Annotated in this window: 19 protein-coding genes; 11 read left to right on the top strand and 8 right to left on the bottom strand. The window is 67.5% G+C overall.

The genetic code is table 11. The annotated features are described in order from the left end of the window. The first annotated feature begins 35 nt into the window (after window positions 1-35). From NA4_RS01520 to NA4_RS01535, 4 genes are all read left to right on the top strand, one after another. Window positions 36-632, top strand: coding sequence for a TetR/AcrR family transcriptional regulator (locus tag NA4_RS01520; protein WP_067462665.1), 597 nt, complete (start codon window positions 36-38; stop codon window positions 630-632). A 366-nt stretch (window positions 633-998) separates the two neighbouring features. Then, the gene (locus NA4_RS01525; RefSeq protein ID WP_067462668.1) at window positions 999-2,558 is read left to right on the top strand and encodes a hypothetical protein; all 1,560 of its coding nucleotides are present in this window, start codon (window positions 999-1,001) and stop codon (window positions 2,556-2,558) included. 246 nt (window positions 2,559-2,804) lie between these two features. Continuing rightward, entirely contained in the window at window positions 2,805-3,410 is a 606-nt protein-coding gene (locus NA4_RS01530; protein WP_067462671.1) for a ClpP family protease, read from the top strand. After that, entirely contained in the window at window positions 3,407-4,000 is a 594-nt protein-coding gene (locus NA4_RS01535; protein ID WP_067462673.1) for a ClpP family protease, read from the top strand. The genes NA4_RS01530 and NA4_RS01535 overlap by 4 nt, the downstream gene beginning before the upstream one ends. Here NA4_RS01535 and NA4_RS01540 read toward each other — a convergent pair whose 3' ends face one another. After that, window positions 4,001-4,387 carry a helix-turn-helix domain-containing protein gene (locus NA4_RS01540; protein ID WP_084496702.1) on the bottom strand — a complete coding sequence of 129 codons (387 nt, stop codon included), beginning with the start codon at window positions 4,385-4,387 and terminating at the stop codon, window positions 4,001-4,003. A 158-nt stretch (window positions 4,388-4,545) separates the two neighbouring features. Between NA4_RS01540 and ilvD the strand changes: the two genes are divergently transcribed. Then, window positions 4,546-6,261: a dihydroxy-acid dehydratase gene (gene ilvD / locus NA4_RS01545; RefSeq protein WP_067462856.1), complete on the top strand. Its 1,716-nt coding sequence runs from the start codon at window positions 4,546-4,548 to the stop codon at window positions 6,259-6,261. A 230-nt stretch (window positions 6,262-6,491) separates the two neighbouring features. On the opposite strand, the gene NA4_RS01550 is transcribed toward ilvD, so the two are convergent. Genes NA4_RS01550 through NA4_RS01560 form a run of 3 tightly spaced genes read right to left on the bottom strand, consistent with a single transcriptional unit; the run spans window position 6,492 to window position 10,524 of the window. Beyond that, the gene (locus NA4_RS01550) at window positions 6,492-7,973 is read right to left on the bottom strand and encodes an aspartate ammonia-lyase (RefSeq protein WP_084496703.1); all 1,482 of its coding nucleotides are present in this window, start codon (window positions 7,971-7,973) and stop codon (window positions 6,492-6,494) included. Beyond that, a complete protein-coding gene (locus tag NA4_RS01555; protein WP_067462675.1) occupies window positions 7,973-9,043 on the bottom strand; it encodes an asparaginase domain-containing protein in 1,071 nt (356 codons plus the stop codon). Before NA4_RS01555 ends, NA4_RS01550 begins: the two co-directional genes overlap by 1 nt. Continuing rightward, window positions 9,040-10,524 (bottom strand): amino acid permease, encoded by a 1,485-nt coding sequence (locus NA4_RS01560; RefSeq protein ID WP_067462678.1) that lies wholly within the window; start codon window positions 10,522-10,524, stop codon window positions 9,040-9,042. The genes NA4_RS01555 and NA4_RS01560 overlap by 4 nt, the downstream gene beginning before the upstream one ends. Before the next feature lie 200 nt (window positions 10,525-10,724). Between NA4_RS01560 and NA4_RS01565 the strand changes: the two genes are divergently transcribed. Together NA4_RS01565 and NA4_RS01570 are read left to right on the top strand one after the other, a co-directional pair. Beyond that, window positions 10,725-11,402 carry a FadR/GntR family transcriptional regulator gene (locus NA4_RS01565; protein ID WP_218022226.1) on the top strand — a complete coding sequence of 226 codons (678 nt, stop codon included), beginning with the start codon at window positions 10,725-10,727 and terminating at the stop codon, window positions 11,400-11,402. A 138-nt stretch (window positions 11,403-11,540) separates the two neighbouring features. After that, a complete protein-coding gene (locus tag NA4_RS01570; RefSeq protein ID WP_067462863.1) occupies window positions 11,541-12,260 on the top strand; it encodes a DUF8020 domain-containing protein in 720 nt (239 codons plus the stop codon). A 188-nt stretch (window positions 12,261-12,448) separates the two neighbouring features. Here NA4_RS01570 and NA4_RS01575 read toward each other — a convergent pair whose 3' ends face one another. Then, window positions 12,449-13,039 (bottom strand): TetR/AcrR family transcriptional regulator, encoded by a 591-nt coding sequence (locus NA4_RS01575; protein WP_067462681.1) that lies wholly within the window; start codon window positions 13,037-13,039, stop codon window positions 12,449-12,451. 84 nt (window positions 13,040-13,123) lie between these two features. On the opposite strand from NA4_RS01575, the gene NA4_RS01580 reads away from it, so the two are divergent. The 4 genes from NA4_RS01580 (at window position 13,124) to NA4_RS01595 (ending at window position 15,775) form a co-directional block, all read left to right on the top strand. Further along, on the top strand, window positions 13,124-14,125 hold the full coding sequence (locus tag NA4_RS01580) for a saccharopine dehydrogenase family protein (protein ID WP_067462684.1): 1,002 nt from the start codon (window positions 13,124-13,126) through the stop codon (window positions 14,123-14,125). A gap of 242 nt (window positions 14,126-14,367) precedes the next feature. Beyond that, window positions 14,368-14,697 (top strand): ArsR/SmtB family transcription factor, encoded by a 330-nt coding sequence (locus NA4_RS01585; protein WP_067462687.1) that lies wholly within the window; start codon window positions 14,368-14,370, stop codon window positions 14,695-14,697. Continuing rightward, the gene (locus NA4_RS01590; protein WP_157128738.1) at window positions 14,697-15,425 is read left to right on the top strand and encodes a cation efflux transmembrane domain-containing protein; all 729 of its coding nucleotides are present in this window, start codon (window positions 14,697-14,699) and stop codon (window positions 15,423-15,425) included. Before NA4_RS01585 ends, NA4_RS01590 begins: the two co-directional genes overlap by 1 nt. Continuing rightward, window positions 15,425-15,775 (top strand): DUF3703 domain-containing protein, encoded by a 351-nt coding sequence (locus NA4_RS01595; protein ID WP_067462690.1) that lies wholly within the window; start codon window positions 15,425-15,427, stop codon window positions 15,773-15,775. Before NA4_RS01590 ends, NA4_RS01595 begins: the two co-directional genes overlap by 1 nt. A gap of 31 nt (window positions 15,776-15,806) precedes the next feature. Here NA4_RS01595 and NA4_RS01600 read toward each other — a convergent pair whose 3' ends face one another. The 3 genes from NA4_RS01600 to NA4_RS01610 all read right to left on the bottom strand — a co-directional run bounded on the left by NA4_RS01600 (window position 15,807) and on the right by NA4_RS01610 (window position 18,779). Then, window positions 15,807-16,448: a class I SAM-dependent methyltransferase gene (locus tag NA4_RS01600; RefSeq protein WP_067462693.1), complete on the bottom strand. Its 642-nt coding sequence runs from the start codon at window positions 16,446-16,448 to the stop codon at window positions 15,807-15,809. A 106-nt stretch (window positions 16,449-16,554) separates the two neighbouring features. After that, window positions 16,555-17,742, bottom strand: coding sequence for a ZIP family metal transporter (locus tag NA4_RS01605; RefSeq protein ID WP_067462696.1), 1,188 nt, complete (start codon window positions 17,740-17,742; stop codon window positions 16,555-16,557). After that, window positions 17,739-18,779 carry a multicopper oxidase domain-containing protein gene (locus NA4_RS01610; RefSeq protein WP_067462699.1) on the bottom strand — a complete coding sequence of 347 codons (1,041 nt, stop codon included), beginning with the start codon at window positions 18,777-18,779 and terminating at the stop codon, window positions 17,739-17,741. Before NA4_RS01610 ends, NA4_RS01605 begins: the two co-directional genes overlap by 4 nt. Between the last annotated feature and the right edge of the window lie 162 nt (window positions 18,780-18,941).

Genomic DNA, 18,941 nt, shown 5'->3' on the forward strand with positions numbered 1-18,941 from the left:
CGTGAGCGGGTGTCCGACAAGACGCAGGAGGCTGGATGACCGAGGTTGCCGCGGAGCCCGGCGGCCGTCGCTCGGCGCAGGACCGGCGCAGCCAGCTGATCGGGATCGGGCTGGCCATGCTGATCGACCGGCCCTGGCACCAGATCACCATCGACGCGGTCGCGCAGCAGGCCGGTATCTCACGCGGACTGCTCTTCCATTACTTCCCGACCAAGCAGGACTACTACGCACAGCTCGTCCGCGCCGCCACCCTGCGATTCCTGCGCGCCACCGGTCCCGACACCGACGCCGCCGACCCGCTCGCGTCGATGATCGCCAACTTCGTCGGCTACATGCGCAGGCGCAGCGGGCCGTTGGTGGGGTTGCTGCGCGCGGCGGGGCAGGATCCGGTGCTCGAGTCGATCATGGAGCAGTTGCACGACGAATTGACCGATCGTGTGTTCTCCGCGCTCGGACGGGACGAGCCGACGACCGCTCAGCGTCTGGTGGTCCGGTCGTGGTGGGCGATGGCCGAAGATCTCACGGTGCAGTGGCTGGCCCGCGACGATGTCGACCAGAACCGGCTGGACGGGTTGCTGTTCGACACGCTGTCTCGGGTGCTCGATTCGGTGGACGCCGAGCATGGGCGCTGATCGGCGCAGAGGCATCATCGAAATGCTTGGTGCGCCAGGGTGATCGGCGTCTACGGTCGGCCCGATGCCGCCGAGGGGCGAATCTCGGCGGCATCGGCGTATCCGAGCGCCCCGGGGGAGCGCACGCGCCGCCGCGAAGGGAAAGCGCGCCACCTCAGCATAGGGCGGTCAATGGTTCAGTGCTCGGTTCGATGCGGAGGGTATGCCGTCAGGGCCGACGCGTGTCATTCGCGGCGCGCCGAATAGTTTTACGAGATGGCAAATGAATAGGTTTCGCCGGTAGCGGTGCATCGACTATGAATGTGGGGTGCCGTTGCCATTCGTGATCACTTGTCTGCCATCGATTCTCCCGTGCGGGGAGCGCTGATGGTCATCGAACATCCCATCGAGGACGAGGTTACACAGCTGGCTAGACGGGTCGAGAAGGCCCGTGGACGGCTCGCCTACCAGTTCGATCCCGCGCTGACCCAAGCGCTGTCGGAGGACGAACTGCATGCCGAACGTGAGCTCGCCGAACGGATTCGCACGCAGGAGCGCGGACAGCGCTGGAAAGAGGCGCAGGCGGCCGCCGCGGCCTCCGACCGGGCCAGGCAGACCACCGAAGCGATCGAGAAGGCCGACATGCGAGATCTCCTGGTCGCCCGCAAGGCGATTGCCGCACAGCGACGCGAATCCAGCCCGCACGCCAAGCTGGCCTCGCTCTATCGGCACAGATCCTGGTCGCTGCGCGCGCTGGCCGGTGTCGTCGCGGCGGGCATGCTGTGGTCGGCGGTCAACGTCCAGCAGAACATAGCGCCCGGTGGGCCGACCGATCCGCTGTACTGGTTCAGCTATCTGCTCGAAGGCATGATCAGCGTCTGCCTGATCATCATCATGATCGGCACCAACAAAGTGGCCGAATGGGGCGTGATCGACAACCGCCGCCAGGTCGCCACCGCCGAAATCGCCCTCCTGGCGCTGACGGTCGGTCTCAATACCTACCCGTACGTGCGCACGGGCGCGTGGTACGACGCCGCAGTGCACGCCATCGCGCCGGTGATGATCGGCGTGGCGCTGCTCATCCACGACGCTGCCAGCGCACGCTACGGCCTCGCCATCGCCAGGGCCACCGAGCAGGTCCGCGAGCTCCCCGACCCGGCCGAACAGATCCGGCTCACGCTCCCCAGGTATCGGATGCCGATCCCGCAGGAGGTGACCACGTCCGGCGTGCCGCACGATCAGCTGGCTTTGGCCGAGTATCCAGCGCCACCGATCGAGGTGGTCGAGGAGGAGATAACCGAAGAGGTCGCGGAAACCGCTGGCGCACCGGAACCTCCTGCTCCGGTGCAGGCCGAGCAGAAGCGGGCACCGGCCGAAGTGCCCCGCAAGCCGCTGTTGCCCGAGACCATCGAGGCACTCGACGCGATGGAAGCCGTCGAGACGCGTCCCGCCACGTCGGTGCAGGGCGTCGACGCGGCGTCGGTCGCCAAGAACGGTGCCGCGACCAACGGCAAGAAGCCTGCCGCGGACAGCGAGACTGTCGCGCCGGCCCCGGTTTCCTCGACCAAGTCCGACGACCGACCGGCGACCCGGGTGCGCGCCGACGAACCCGCCGCGGCGAAGGTGGTCGTCCGGCAGGCTCAGACGCGGCCCTCGGCATCCGACACCGAAACCCCGACCGCCGCATTGCCGGAGATCGCGGCGACCCGCCGCCCGCTCGCCGATGCCAAGAGCGACACCCCCACGGCCGAGGCCAAGAACGGCAAGGACAGCACCAAGTCCGACCTCGCGCAGCCGCCGACGGCCCACACGCCGGACATCTATGACACCGGTTCGTTCCGCGTCGCCGACATTCTCGAGCAGGAACTCGCCGAACTGCAGGCCGAACGCCGCCGCGCCCGCAAGGACAGGCAGCGGTCCGCCTCGACCGCGGGACGCGAATCCTGACGAGTCACCTTCCGCGGCAACGATGCCCGTCGGCGCACCCCGCGCCGACGGGCATCGTCCTTTTGCCGGCACGCAAGGGTTGATCACCCGTGTGGCGAACCGGCCGCGAGCTATGGCGTGTTGGTGAGGGTTCGGCGGCTATCACGTAGTGACCCCCACGGGCATGCGCGGCTCGGCTGCTGAGAGCGGATCTGCTGGGGGCAGCGTGGCACCCGTTTCGCGGAGCGAGTGGGGCACGGTGGGGGCATGGCTCACGATGACAAGACACCGTTGTTCAGCTGGCGGGCCCGGGAGCAACTGCTCAGCCGCCGCATCCTCGTCCTGGATGGTCCGCTCGACGATGACAACGGGACCCTGCTGATGACGCAGTTGCTCACCCTCGCCGCGGAGGATCCGGAGACCGGAATCTCGCTGTGGATCCATTCCCCGGGCGGATCGGTCCCGTCGATGCTCGCCATCCGTGATGTGATGCGGCTGGTGCCGTGCGAGGTATCCACGCTTGCCCTCGGATTGGCTTGCAGCGCAGGGCAATTTCTTCTGTCGTCGGGTAGCCGTGGTCGGCGTTTCGCGTTGCCTCATGCCCGGGTGCTGATGCATCAGGGGTCGGCGGGCATCGGTGGCACCGCGGTCGACATCGAAGTCCAGGCCGACGATCTGCGGCATACCGTCGACACGGTGCTCGGCATCATCGCCGAGGACACCGGGCAGCCGTTCGACCGGATCTACGAGGACTCGCTGCACGACCGCTGGTTCACCGCCGCGCAAGCCAAGGAGTACGGCTTCATCGACCACATCGTCGACTCGTTCGGACAGATCGTTCCCCAGCGGCAGAGGGTCGGAATCTCGGCATGAGTACTTACACCATTCCCAATGTGATCGCGCAGCATCCGCGCGGCGGCGAGCGAATCACCGACATCTACTCCCACCTGCTCGCAGAGCGCATCGTCTACCTCGGCACGCCGATCGACTCGGGGGTGGCCAACGCGCTGATCGCGCAACTGCTGCACCTGGAATCGGAAGGCCCGGAGCAGGAGATCAACCTGTACATCAACTGCGAGGGTGGTGATCTATCCTCGATGCTCGCCGTGTACGACACTGTGCAGCACATCAAGTCGCCGGTGCAGACCACCTGCGTGGGCCAGGCCATCGCAGTCGGCGCCGTCTTGCTGGCGGGCGGGGAGCCCGGCCGCCGCGCCATGCTGCCGCACGCGAGGGTGGTGCTGCACCAGCCCGCGGCCCGTGGGCAGGGTGCGATACCCGACTTGATTCTGCAGGCCGACGAGTTGGTGCGGATGCGCGCGGAGATCGAGTCGATCCTGTCGCGGCACACCGGCCAGTCGGTGGAGCGGCTGCGCCACGACACCGATCGCGACCGGGTCTTCACCGCGCGGGCGGCGGTCGAGTACGGCCTGGTCGACCAGGTGCTCGGCGCCCGCGACTGATCAGGCCGCCAGCGCCATGAGCGTCGGCCCGGCGCTGGAACGCTGCCCGGGCCGTCCGAGGAAGGCGACACGACGCTGAGCGCGAAGGTCATCGGCCACCTGTCCGATGAGCTCGCCCAGCGTGGTGCCGAGCGATCCGGCCAGAGCGGCGATCATCTCACTCGACGGCTCTTTGCGGCCCCGCTCCACTTCGGACAGGTATTGCGGGGAAATCCCTGCCCGCTTGGCCGTTTCCACCAGCGTCTCGCGCCGATCCTGGCGAAGCGTGCGCAACTGTTCGCCGAGCGCCTCGCGCCAGAGCGGTTCCGGAGCCGTCCGCGGTTGCGGGTCGCGAATCCGGTCGTCGCGTCCGCCCGGGATCGAGTGGAGTCTCGGATGCTCGGTCATGGTGCGAGCGTACGGTTCAGGCTGCCCGGTCGGCCCAGCATTACGCTCAGGGCGTACGAGTTCGCGTTGCGCTGAATACCGGCAGTGCGCACGGACTCCCTGATCGTGCTGATGCGGTTCGGCGTGGTCGCTGCCGTTCGCGCGCCCGGCCGAGCATGATGGGAACCGTGCCGGAGAATGCGAAGGTGTCCGACCTCAAGCCGCGCAGCCGCGACGTCACCGATGGCCTCGAGCGGGCCGCGGCCCGCGGGATGCTGCGCGCGGTCGGCATGGGCGACGAAGATTGGGAGAAGCCGCAGATCGGGGTGGCCTCTTCGTGGAACGAGATCACGCCGTGCAATCTGTCGCTCGACCGGCTTGCCAGAGGCTGCAAGGACGGCGTGTTCTCTGGTGGCGGATTTCCCATGCAGTTCGGCACCATCTCGGTGTCCGACGGCATCTCCATGGGTCATGAGGGGATGCACTTCTCCCTGGTCTCGCGCGAGGTGATCGCCGACAGCGTCGAGACGGTGATGCAGGCCGAGCGCCTGGACGGTGCGGTGCTGCTGGCCGGCTGCGACAAGTCGCTGCCCGGGATGCTCATGGCGGCGGCCCGGCTGAACCTGGCGAGCGTCTTCCTGTACGCGGGCTCGATCCTGCCCGGTATCGCGAAACTGTCCGACGGCAGCGAGCGCGAGGTGACGATCATCGACGCGTTCGAGGCGGTCGGCGCCTGCGCGCGCGGCCTGATGAGCCGCGACGATGTGGACGCCATCGAGCGAGCCATCTGTCCTGGCGAGGGGGCCTGCGGCGGGATGTACACCGCCAACACCATGGCCAGTGCGGCCGAGGCGCTCGGCATGTCGCTGCCGGGCAGCGCGGCGCCGCCCGCGACCGACCGCCGCCGCGACGGCTACGCCCGCCGCAGCGGCGAGGCGGTGGTGGAGTTGATCCGGCAGGGGATCACCCCTTCCGACATCCTCACCAAGCCCGCCTTCGAGAACGCGATCGCGGTCGTGATGGCATTCGGCGGTTCCACCAATGCGGTTCTGCACCTGCTGGCGATCGCGCACGAGGCGAACGTCGAACTGACGCTGGACGATTTCGCCCGCATCGGTCGCCAGGTGCCGCATCTGGCCGACGTCAAACCCTTCGGCAGGCACGTGATGACCGACGTGGACCGGATCGGCGGCGTGCCGGTGCTGATGAAGACGCTGCTCGACGCCGGATTGCTGCACGGCGACTGCCTGACCGTGACCGGCCGGACGGTCGCGGAGAACCTGGCCGACATCACCCCGCCGGATCCCGACGGCAAGGTGATCCGGGCCATGACGGCGCCGATGCACCCGACCGGCGGCATCACCATTCTCCGGGGCTCACTCGCGCCCGATGGCGCCGTCGTCAAGTCGGCGGGCTTCGAATTCGACGTCTTCGCTGGCACCGCACGCGTTTTCGACGGTGAGCGGGCCGCGATGGACGCCCTCGAAGACGGGACGATCGCGGCGGGAGACGTGGTGGTCATCCGGTACGAGGGCCCGAAGGGCGGCCCCGGCATGCGGGAGATGCTGGCCATCACCGCAGCCATCAAGGGCGCGGGTCTGGGCAAAGACGTTCTGCTCCTCACCGACGGACGGTTCTCCGGCGGCACCACCGGTCTGTGCGTCGGCCACGTCGCCCCGGAAGCCGTCGACGGCGGCCCGATCGCATTCGTCCGCGACGGCGACCCCATCCGTCTCGACGTCGCCGAAGGAACCCTCGACCTGCTCGTCGACCCCGAAGAACTCACCCGCCGCCGCGAGGGTTGGAAACCCTTGCCGCCCCGCTACACCCGCGGCGTCCTGGCGAAATACACCAAGCTGGTGGGCTCGGCATCGATCGGAGCGGTCTGCGACTGAGGGCACGACATCCCGGAAACGGCTGCGGCGCTCACTACTTTTGCGTCGCCAGTAGTCCGCCGTGACCAATGCCAGCACGATCGCCACAACGCCGCATTGCGGGCGCTCGCCACGACGATCGCGGTCACGGCGTCGGCGCAGGAGACCGTGACCGTGATCGGCAGTGCCGGAGGACACGCCGACCGGCGAAGCGTGGGAACCGAACTCGAGAGCAGAATGCGCGGTCGGCTTCAGCGGAAGTTTCCGAAGCGGTGTATTTCCGCTCCGTCGGTCGTCCGGACTATGCGGCGAAGCGGTGCGGTGTCGGTTGCGGAACCCGGGAGCCCTGCGAGCCGGCGGGCTCCGAGGATTTCCTCGATCGCCTCTGGTGTGAGCAAGCCGAGTTCGATCGCGATCTCCGCGACGGATTGCCCGGTTTGCAGTGCTTGTTTGGCGATTCGGGCGCTGGCCGCGTACCCGATGTGGGGGGTCAGCGCCGTAACGATGCCGACGGAGCGCCGGACGCCCTGCTCGAGGTGGTCACGATTGGGGGTGATGCCCGCGACGCACTTGGTCGCCAAGGTGTCGACCGCGGCGGTTAGATGCGTGGTCGTGCGCAGCATGCCGTAGGCGATGATCGGTCCGAACGCGTTGAGCTGGAGCTGCCCGGCCTCGGCGGCCATGGTCACGGTCAGGTCGGTGCCGATGGCCTCGAAGGCGACCTGGTTGACGATCTCCGGAACGACCGGATTGACCTTCCCCGGCATGATCGATGACCCGGCCTGGACCGGCGGCAGATTGATCTCACCGAATCCCGTAGTGGGACCCGACGACATCAACCGCAGGTCGTTGCACGTCTTGGACAGTTTGACCGCGACCCGCTTGAGGATGCCGGAGACCTGAACGAAAGCGCCGCAATCCTGGGTGGCCTCGATCAGGTTGGCCGCGGGCGTGACCAGTTCGCCGGTGAGCTCGGCGAGGTGGGCGCAGGCCAGCGCGGGATAACTCGGATGGCCGTTGATTCCGGTGCCGATCGCGGTGCCGCCGAGGTTGCTCTCGCACAGCAGGGCGATGCCCTCCTCGAGCCGTTCGCAGTCCTCGCGCACCATGACCGCGAAGGTGCCGAATTCCTGTCCGAGCGTCATGGGTACGGCGTCTTGCAGCTGGGTGCGGCCCATTTTGATGACGTCGGCGAATTCGTCGGCTTTGACGCCGAACGCGTCCGCGAGCCGCCGCAACGCCGCGACGAGGTCCCGGATGTGTCGTACGACGGCGAGCCGGACGGCCGTCGGGTACACGTCGTTGGTGGATTGGCCGAGGTTGACGTGGTCGAGCGGGTCCAGTTCGGTGTAGGTCCCGCGGTCGTGGCCGAGCAACTCCAGCGCCCGGTTGGCGATGACCTCGTTGGCGTTCATGTTCGTCGAGGTTCCCGCGCCGCCCTGGATCGGGTCGATCGGAAACTGGTCTTGCAGCACGCCGGCCCTGATCTCGGCGCAGGCCGATTCGATCGCGTCGGCCCGGCGAGCGTCGAGGATGCCCAGTTCGCGATTGGCGCGGCAGGCGGCCTGCTTGACCGTGGCGAGCGCGGCGACGAGCGCGGGATATCGCCCGATGCTGTCGCCGGTGATGGCGAAATTGTCCAGCGCGCGTGCGGTGTGGATGCCCCAGTAGGCGTCGCCGGGCACGGTGCGGGTGCCGAGCGAGTCGCGTTCGGTTCGGGTGCTGTCGGTCATCATCGGCTCCGGGCGGTCAGGGCGTCTTCGCGGACAGGTACCAGGGGCGGCGCGGCAGGATTCGACAGCTCGCCGAGCATGTTGGTCGTCATCCAGTCCCGCAGTTGCCCACCGGAGAACCCGAGGTCGACGAGGTAGGCCAGTTTGGCGAGCGCCGCCTCCCTGGTCATGTCGCCTCCGCTGATCACCCCCGCGTCCAGAAGTGCGCGTCCGGGGAGGTAGCGCTCGAGATCGACCGAACCGCTGTCACATTGGGTGATCACGACGACCGGGGTTCCGCGCCGCGTCGCCATCCGGATCGTCTCCATTACGTCGGCTCCGTGCGGCATCGTGCCCGAGCCGTAGCATTCGAGGACTATTCCGCCGGGATACTGCCGAATCGCGGCGCTGAGCAGGTCGGCGTGCAGACCGGGAAAGACGGTGAGCAGCCCCACCGGAAGGCGGGTTGCCGTGCTGTGTCGTCGCGGTAGCAGTGGCGGAGGGGACGGGGGCGGCGTGAACTCCCGAACGGTGCCGAAGCCGTCGTATTCATCGCAGGCGCGTTTGCTTGCCCGCACGGCGGGATGCAAAGCGGAGCCGAACGCGATGTAGATTCCCGGCCCGGGTTGGGTGGCAATCGAATCCAATGCGAGATGCAGGTTGCGTTCGGCATCGCTGCCGGGATGTCCGAGAGGTATCTGGGCACCGGTCAGCACCACCGGGACAGCGAGATCACGCACTTCGAAGGCTATGCGGGCGCCGACATAGGCCATGGTGTCGGTTCCGTGAATCACGATGACACCATCCGGGCGCTCGGATTCGATGCGGTATCGCACCCACTCCGCTATCCGGAAGGCAGTGCCCGAGTCGGCGGCGGCGCTGTCGATGACGCGGTCGAATTCGGCGTAGCGCAACTCGACCGACCGGCCGGTCACCGTCTCGTATCGCGCGATGAGGTCGGCGATTTCGGCACCGATTCCCGAACGTGGACCCATACCGGCCCCGTGGTCGGCCATTCCGAAAGTGCCGCCGGTGTAGAGGACGTGGATTCGCAATCCCATGCGGAGGTATGCCGTTCCGCGAGTGCTCATGCGCCCTGCGCTCCCTCGGTGGTCGCGTCCGGCCGATCCACCGGAGCGAGCACGTCCTGATCGAGACGGCCCCTGATCCGGAACCATCCCGCGACCATGGCCGCGACGACAACGGTGAACACCGCGAGCGTGATCCGCCCGATCTCGTCGTCGAAGAACATCAGCGCGACGACACCGGCCAGGAAGACGAGGGTCAGGATGTTCAACACCGGAGCGAAAGGGAGCCGGAAGGCCGGTCGGCGGTACTCGCCCCGCTGGGACTTCTGCACGAAGATCCAGTGACAGATCATGATAGAAGCCCAGGTTCCGACGATGCCGAGCCCGGCAAGGTTCAGCACGATCTCGAATGCCTTCTGGGGCACAAGGAGATTCAGCACCACACCGGCGATGCCCACCGAACTGGTGATCAGGATTCCGCCGTATGGAACGCCATTGCGATTCATCCGTGCGGCGAAGCGTGGCGCCGTCCCGGCCACGGCCATCGATCGCAGGGTGCGACCGGTCGCGTACAGGCCCGCGTTCAGGCTGGACATCGCGGCGGTGAGCACGACCAGGTTCATGACATCGCCCGCGTGCGGGATCCCGATGGAGCTCATCACGGTGACGAACGGGCTCTCGCTGGGGGAGTACGCCGTCCACGGCAGCAACAGCGTGAACAGGACCACCGAGCCTGCGTAGAACAGGATGATCCGCCACATGATCGAGTTGACGGCCTTCGGAACCACCGCGCCGGGGTTGTCGGATTCGCCCGCGGCCACACCGATCATCTCCGTCCCACCGAACGCGAACACCACGCCGAGCGCGATGGTGAGCATCGGAGCGAGACCGTGCGGGAAGAAACCACCGTTGTCGGCGATGGTGGAGAAGCCGGGGACGTTGCCGTCGACCGGTGTGCCGGTGACGAGGAACACCACGGCCAGCAGCATGAATGCGACGATCGTGCCGACTTTGATCAGCGCGAACCAGAACTCGAACTCGCCGAACAGGCGCACCGATACGACATTGAGCCCGACGACGACCGCCAGCGCGATCAGCGCGAGGACCCACTGCGGTATCGGTACGAACGGCGACCAGAAGTGCGCGTACAGCGCCACGGCGGTGATGTCGGCGACCAGGGTGGTGGACCAGTTCAGGAAGTACAGCCAGCCGACGGAATAGGCCCCGCGCTCGCCGAGGAATTCGCGGGCGTAGGAGACGAACGCGCCGGAGGACGGCCGATACATCACCAGCTCGCCGAGCGCGCGCACGACCATGAACGTGAAGACGCCGCAGACGATGTAGACGATGGCCAGCGACGGCCCGGCTAGCGCCATGCGGCCGCTGGCCCCGAGGAAGAGCCCGGTGCCGATGGAGCCGCCGATCGCGATCATCTGCATATGGCGCTTGCGCAGCTGTTTCTGATAGCCGACGTCGCCGATGTCGAGCTTCGCTGCTGATGGTTGCGTGGCTGGCCGGGCCGACAGTTCGTCGTGGTGCGTCATGGAAACCTTCCTTGGGCCGAATCCAGCCTGCGCGGCAGCGCGCTCAACAGGTCGAGGTGGAGCATGGCTGCCATGCGGTCAGGCTGTAAGACAGGTTGACCGTAATACAGGTCACATTCGCTGTCAACGCCGGGGCGACACGAATACTCGCAGGACCGAGCGTTTTGACGCCCTATCGGCAGATCTCCATACTTGGTCACGTGACAGTCGAAGAAGGCCGGGTGCATCGCATCGGCGCCACGGAAGCGGTCTTTCGTCGGCTGAAGGACCTGATCCAAAGCGGCGAATACGCGGTGGGCGACCGCTTGCCCGCCGAGCTCGCCTTGGCCCAGCAGTTCGGCGTCAGCCGTCCGGTGGTCCGCGAGGCGCTGCATGCCTGCGCGACTCTCGGTCTTACGGAAACCCGTACGGGCCGAGGAACTTTCGTCGTCTCCACGAAGGAGAGCCCGCAGCTGACGTTCGCCGGTGTCGACGCCGGAGATCTGATCGAGGCTCGCCAGCTCATCGAGATCCCCACCGCGGGGTTCGCGGCGCAACGCCGCACGCCAGAGCAGCTGCGGCGGCTTTTCGAACTACTGGGCAAACTGGCGGCAGCCACCGACGCCCGCGAGTGGGTCCGCTACGACGGCGAGTTGCACACCGCGATCGCGGCGGCCAGCGGCAACAAGATGCTGACCGCGGTGGTCGCCGATACTCGCCGCGCGCTGGACCCGCAGTCGGAATTCCTCAATCTGACCCAGGACCGCCGCGCCGACTCCGATCGGGAACACGAGGCCGTCGTCCGGGCTATCGAGGCGGGCTCGCCGGAGGCCGCGCGGCAAGCGATGGCCGAACACCTGGAGCGGGTAGCGGAGACGATAGCCCGGATCGGCGAGTAGTCGCGGCGAGCGCAGAGCCGCACAATCGGCTGGTGCCGTTCCTGAAATGGACTTCAGGCGACTTCAGGCTGCCTTCAGCCATACCCTGCGACCGTGATGACCGACTTCGAGACGACAACTCCCGCAGGAGGTTTCACCATGGATGCCAATTTCGGTCGCGCGCTGGCGGTCGCGGCGATATCGACGCTGGCGATCACCGGCATCACCGCAGGAACCGCAGGCGCTACTCCTCAGCCCCTCGACAGCGGAATCGTCAATTACACCGCCACCACTTCCGAAGAGAGCATGGTCGTCGACATCGACGCGGGTTCGATGGAGGTGGAAAACGGAGTGTTCGAAGTCAAAGCAGCCAACGGCGCCGTACTCGCGGGTACTCCGCTGGAGTTTCGGGTCGACGATTTCGTCTTCCCCATCGCCGCCGACATTCAGGGCCGAACCGCCACGCTGACACCGCAATTCGACCTCGAGCACGCGGTATACCAGCCGGTTGCGCTGCCTTTCGAAGACCAGGCGCTGTGGCGAACGCCGTACGAACGCGAAGTCGCCGCCTTCACGCGATTGAAGGATACCATCGCGACCGGGGCCGCGATCGGCACCACTGTCGGCGGTATCGGCGGCGGCATCGTCGGCTGTGTACTCGGCGGCATCGCCGGCGCCACCATCGCCGCCGCGACCATCGTCGGCATGTTCGGGCCGTTCATCCCCGCCGCCGCCGTGGGCTGCCTGGGCGGAATCCTCGCCGTCGGCGCACTCGGCACGCTCGCCGGCCAACTCTTCGTCACGGCCCCGGTCGCCATCGCCGCCCTGGCCCAGTACTTCACCACGATCAATCAGCCGTTCACTCCGGCGCCCAGGTAGGCGGTTCGTCGTCGCGAGCTCGTTCCGAAACGCGCTCAACCCTCATGAAGCGCCAGGACATACCAGGTCCTGGCGCTTCGTTGGCGAGATTTCGACGCCGATCTGCGGCATCTGCTGAAGCTGGGGCGGATCTGGCCGCCGGCTCGCGCGGCGGTCGCCAGCGCCACTCGCGTGACGCGAGCGGTGGCCTAGCGGTCGGCCGTGGTGCCGATGCTGCCCACGATCAGGTCGGTCAGTGCGGTGATCGCGTCGGTGGTGGTTGCCCGCCCCAAGTTCAGCTCCGCGGCGATCGCCTCCGCCGCACCCAGTACGCCGACACAGCGCAGTCGAAGCGCCTCGGCGGTGAGGCCGGAGTGCGGCAGTAGGGCGGCGGCCATCAATTCCGTGTAGCTGTCGAGCATCTCGTGCTGGATCACCTCCATGTCCGGATTGCCTTTCAGCGCAGCGGAAACGGCGTTGAACTCCGGCATGTCGGTGGCGCAGGCGAAGTACGCGGTGCTCATGACGCGGGCGATCTCGTCCGGGGTGGGTGCGGCGCCCTGCAGTGCCTGCGTGGTCGCGGCGCGATGCCGTTGGTCGAGACGCCGGTAGAGCGCGAGAAGTAGGCCGGGGCGGGTGCCGAAGTGGTCGTACACGATGGGCCTGCTCACCCTGGCGGCCTCCGCGAGGGTGGGCAGGGTCAGTCCGTCGGCGCCCTCGCTGCGGACGATCGCGATTGCGGTGTCGAGCAATTGCTCCCGCCTGGCCCGCTTGGACAGGCGGGTCGGTGTGGTGGTCATGGTCCTCCCTTGCGCTGCCGCCCCAGTTTAGCTACAAAGAGTAAGTTACAAAATGTAGCTATCTGCGGCGTGAGAGGAAGTTCAATGGAGCAGTCGAAATCGGTTCTGATCATGGGTGGTTCGGGTCAGGCAGGCGCGGGCGCCGCCACCCTGCTGCGGCGGTGGTATCCGGCGCTGCCGCTGACCATCGCGGGTCGCGATCTCGATCGCGCGCAGCGTGTCGCCGACGAACTCGGCGCCGCGGAGGCCGTCACCATCGACCTGAAGCGCAGCGATCTAGGTCTCCCGCCCCGCGACGAGTACTCAGCGGTCGTCGCGGCACTGTGGGACGACCGCAGGCACGGCCTGCGCTTCGCGCAGCAGCGCGGATTGCCCTACCTCAGCATGTCCAGCGGTCTGGTCGATATCGCGCCGGAGGTCGTCGCGGGCGCCCAACGGGCAAATGCCGCGCCCATTCTGGTGGCCAGTCACTATCTCGCCGGCCTCGTCGTCCTGGCCACGCTGGACTCGGCCCGGGAATTCGACCGGATCGACACCATTCGAATCGGCGCCCTGCTGGACGAATCGGACACCGGCGGGCCTGCTGGGATAGCGGATCTGCAACGCTGGTCGGCCGTCACCTCGGCGGGATTGGTGCGCCGTGACGGCGTCTTCACCTGGGTCACCGGCCCGGACGCCCAGGGTGATGTGTCCGGTCTCGACGGTGTCGTCCTGCCCGGCCAGAGCATCGCCATCCTCGATGTGCCGAGCCTGGCCCTCGCGACGGGCGCACAGAACGTCCGCTTCGATTTCGCGGTCGGTGAATCCCCGGGCAGGCGACGCGGCGAACCCGCTTCCATGGAGGTCCGGATCGACTTGGACGGAGTAGGTCCGGCGGGTGCACCGCTGCGCACGAGCCGCTACCTCATCCACCCGGCGGGGCAGCGTCCGTTGACCGCGCTGGGTGTTGCCCTCGGGGTCGAGCGTTTGCTCGGCCTGCGCGGCGAAGCCGTGCCGCCGGGTATCCACACTCCCGAGGCCTTGCTCGACCCCGCCTACGCGGTCGAGCGGATGGTAGAGATCGGCACCATCCTCCAAGTGGTTTGAGCAACCACGCCAGGTGAATGGGGCGCGAGCAGCGGTAGCGCGCCGGATGTGCCCGAATCGAGTCACCAACCGACGCGGGGTTGAGGGCTTCATCGCGTAGCGCAGCGCCCTTCCTGGGCTGTCCACTGTATGTGCAGCTCAACGACTCTCGGGAGGGTTGGTGACGCCGTAGCCTTCCGTTCGGAGTGCCTATGAACTGTCCAGCGTTTTCTGGATACAGATTTCGATGTACTATCTGTGATGTGGAGACGTTGTTGCACAGTGACGCACTGGCCCGATTCGGGCACGCGCTGTCGGACCCGACCCGTACCCAGATCCTGTTGAACCTGCGCCGGGCGCCGGGATATCCCTCGGATCTGGCCGACCGGATCGGCGTGTCGCGCCAGATTCTGTCCAACCACCTGGCGTGCCTGCGCGGATGCGGGTTGGTCGTCGCGGTGCCCGAAGGGCGCCGTAGTCGCTACGAGCTGGCCGACGCGCGGATCGGGCGCGCGCTGGAGGATCTGCTCGGGCTCGTGCTGGCCGTGGATCCGGCGTGCTGCCCGGACGCCGAGACGCAGGAGTGCTGCTGATGGCCTCGCTCGGAATGCCGTCGCTGCCATCGATCGCGGGGCCCGGTTCGGCCCGGCGGGCGGTGCTGGCCCGGCGGATCCGCTGGCTGGTCGCGGCGACGATCTCCTACAACGTGATCGAGGCGGTCATCGCGCTCACCGAGGGCACGCGGGTGTCCTCCGCGGCGTTGATCGGGTTCGGCCTGGATTCGGTGATCGAGGTTTCCTCGGCGGCGGCGGTGGCCTGGCAGTTCGCCGGCCGCGATCCCGAAGCCCGGGAAAAGATCACACTGCGGATCATCGCGTTCTCGTTCTTCGCCTTGGCGCTGTATGTCACCGTCGACTCGCTCCGCGCCCTGCTGGGCGTTGGCGAAGCCCAGCACTCGCCGATCGGGATCGCGCTGGCCGCGGCCAGTCTGGTCATCATGCCGGTGCTGTCGGCCGCGCAGCGCCGCGCCGGGCGCGAACTCGGCTCGGCGTCGGCGGTGGCCGATTCCAAGCAAACCTTGCTGTGCACATATCTTTCGGCCGTGCTGCTGGCCGGCTTGCTGCTCAATAGCCTGTTCGGCTGGACGTGGGCCGACCCGATCGCTGCCCTGGTGATTGCGGTGATCGCGGTCAAGGAAGGCCTCAACGCCTGGCACGGTGACACCTGCTGCCCAACGCCCACCGCAGCCCTCGGCGCGCCCAGCACAGCCGGGCACGACTGCGACTGCTGCGACAACCCCGCACCGAAGAAGGACTCCTGATGGCCCCCATACCCGCCCCCGCCCGCGCTCGCTATCACGAGGAGATGCGCGCCGCGAAGGCCGCGATCACCGCCGATCAGCGGTGGATCCACCTCGAACGCGCGCACATCCTGTCCCAGCCCGATCCGTGGCTGCACACCCGCAACCACGTCGCGATGCTCACCCTGGCCGTGCGGCAACGCGACCGCCGCGAAGCCCTCGGCCAGGTCGTGCGGATCATCGTCGCCGCACCCGGATCACTGTCGGGCCGCTACCCAGAAGGCAACACCGGCCGCGCCCATGTCGGCCTGCGCCAACCCATGCCGACCCCGCCGGACCTCGCCGCGCTGCTCCAACCCGCCGCGGCCTGATCCGTCTCCGGCGGTGGCCTGCGCCGCGCATCTACTCGGGTTTGCGGGCCAGCACACGGAACACGATCCCGCCGCGGCCGGTGCGGTCGCGGTAGTCGATCGTGAAACCGGCGTCGGTGAGGTAGCCGACCGGCTCGCGAGTCAGGTGGTCGGCTGCCATCCGCACCGTCAGCGGCTCGATCCATCTCATCACTGCCGCGATCGGGCGGGCACGGGCCGGGCCGTGCTCCACCGCAACGAACAGCCCACCCGGACGCAGCACCCGCCATGCCTGTCGCGCCGCAGCGAGCGGGTCGGGGATCGTGCAGAAGGTGTAGGTCGAGACCACCGTGTCCGCCGAGGCATCGGGCACATCGAGCTGCTGCACATCACCGTGAACCAGCTGCACCGGCGGCGCCGCGGGCGACCGCCTCCGGGCCAGCTCGAGCATCTGCTCGGACAGGTCGACACCGACCACTCGATCGACCGCGGGCCCGTACAGGGGCAGGTTCAATCCGCTGCCCACCCCGATCTCGACGACCACACCCCGCGCCTGGTCGACCGCCCACCGCCGCGCATTTCCGAGCAGCAGGCGCTCCGACCAACCGATCTGCCGGTCGTAGTCGGCCGCGACTCGATCGAACACCGCCTGCACCCTCCCGAGCTCAGCTGGGATCGCACCGAAATCAGACATGCTCCAACTCAACCAGCCGGTCCCCATCCGGTGCATCAGGGATTCCCCTGAAAGTGGGGGTTCACCGACGCGGTGGATGCTGTTCGGGCACAGGCATTCCCGTTGCTCAGACGGTGACGAGCAGGCCGGTGAGGTACATGATCGCGATACCGCCGAGGATGCCGCCGATCGTCGCGGGGTGCAGGCGGTTGCCGTCGGTGCGTAGTACGGGTGCGATCTGCACGACGACTTGCGCGATGGCGCCGACACCGACACCGAGCAGCAGCGCGGACAGTTCGGTGTTGTTGATGCTCGCGCCGATGACCGCGCCGAGGATGGCGGGGGCTCCGGCGATCACACCGAGTATCACCAGAGTGGACACGTGCGGTCGCGCGCGGACCAGGGGAGCGACGATGGCGATGCCTTCGGTGGTGTTGTGCAAGGCGAAGCCGATGACGAGGAAGGCGCCGAGGGCGAGTTCTCCGACGGCGTAGGCGGATCCGATCGCGAGGCCCTCACCGAGGTTGTGCAACCCGATCCCGGCGGCGATCATGCTCGCCAGCCGCAAGCCCGACCGGCCCTCGTCGGAGGTCTGGGCGCGTCGTGTGGTGAGGTAGCGGTCGACGGCGGTGAGCACCCCGAACGCGGTCACGGCGCCGAGAATGACGAGTTCGGCCCCGCCGAAAGCTCCTGCGCCACCGGCGAGTTCGAGTCCTTCGAGGCTGCCGTCGACGGCCAGGAACACCAGCAGCCCGACCGTCACCGCGAGCAATACGCGCAGCGCGCCGGCTCCGGCCTGCCGTATCACGGGTAGCAGCAGCATGCCGAGCAGGACGGGGATGACGCCGACATAGGTGCCCAGTAGCGCCATCGTGGCGAAGAACCTGGTGCCGGGGCGGGGGGTTTCGACGGCGACGGGGATCTCGTGTTCGATGACCAGCCCGGTGGACGTCAGCATCGACACCAGATAGGGCTGACCATCGACCCAGGGATAGCGCAGGGTGAGGGTCGCGGTGTCCAGGCGGTCAATCGGTGCTTCGCCGCCGCGCAGATCGACGTAGGCGTCGTTGACGAACACTTGCGCGATGGTGACCGGGTCCGGCCCGGTGTTACGCACCTTCAGCTCGATCTCTCCCGGCCGTAGCACCGTGTGCTCGACAGCGATCTCTTCGACCGCCGGGCCGGTGCGCTCCGGCAGCGCGCGGCTGCCGAGCAGGCCGAGCGCGGCCAGCGCCACCGCGATGAGCAGCGCCGCTCCCGCCAAGGACACCCACCCGGGAAGCCGCGAAGACGGTTGTGCTTCTGCTTGGCTCATCGGTCTTCGACCTCGAACAAACCCATCCAGCCGAGTTCGGCGAATTCGGATTTGTGGGCGTGGAACATGAACTTGCCCGGGTGCAGGAACCGCAGTTCGCAAATGCCGCGCTGGCCCTGCGCCTGGACGATGGTGTCGGTGAATTCGGACGGTTCGAGCCGGGTCCCGGTGGGGTAGTAATCGAAGAAGTTGCCGTGGATGTGGAAGCTGTTGATCGGGTCGTACTCGAGTACGTTCACCAGATAGATCCGCACCAGCTGATCGCGGCGCACCCGCACCGGTTCGTGCATGTAGTGGAACGGGATCCCGTTGACCGCGTACAGCTGGTTGCCCTCGGCGTCGAAGGTGGTGTTGTAGCCGTGCATCACCATCACCAGCTCATCCGCGGGCGGGCGGGGCTGTTTCGGGTCGATGATGAACGTCCCGTACAGGCCGCGGGCGATGTGCTCGGCCAGCGGACCGACATGGCAGTGATACAGGTGCAGTCCGAACGGTGTGGCATCGAACTCGTAGGTGAACGACTCCCCGGGCTGGATCAACCCGCGTCCGATGCCGGGGACGCCGTCCATCTCGCTGGGATGGATGCCGTGGAAATGGATGGTGTGCGGATGCACGGAGCCGTTGCTGAACGTCACGCGCAGCAGATCTCCCTCGGTGCAGCGCAAAGTCGGCCCGGGGACGCGGCCGTTGAACGTCCACGCCGGAAACCGCACCCCCGGCGCCACCTCGAGATCCGTGTCGCCGCTGGCGATCTCCCACTCCCGCACCGTGCGGCCATCCGGCGACCGGGACACCGTGCCGTAGTCGAAATCCCGCAGTACTTCGGTCGGATCGAATCCGTTCGCGTCGTGGTCGACCACCGCGCCTAACCGGAACGTCGGTCCCTCCACCCCGCCACCGTGCGCTGCCGGATGCCCGGCCGCTTCCGCGGCGGCGACCGTATCCGACCCCGACCGGGTGATCCCGAGCGCCAGGCCCGCGCCACCAGCCAGCGCGCCACCGGCCAGGAACCGTCGACGTGACGATGACACCGTCATCGGCAACCACCTACTCGTCCGTGTCACGCCGCAATGGCAGCGTTACCCCCATCACACACAAAAGTTTGGCATAGCTAACTCTTCTGTTCAATATCACGAATATCGCTGGCCGGTGGGGGAGACGCCGCATAGCGCAATCGGCTTCGGGCGGGCCCAGGGCAC

This window comes from Nocardia amamiensis NBRC 102102 (assembly GCF_001612745.1).
Taxonomy (GTDB): domain Bacteria; phylum Actinomycetota; class Actinomycetes; order Mycobacteriales; family Mycobacteriaceae; genus Nocardia; species Nocardia amamiensis.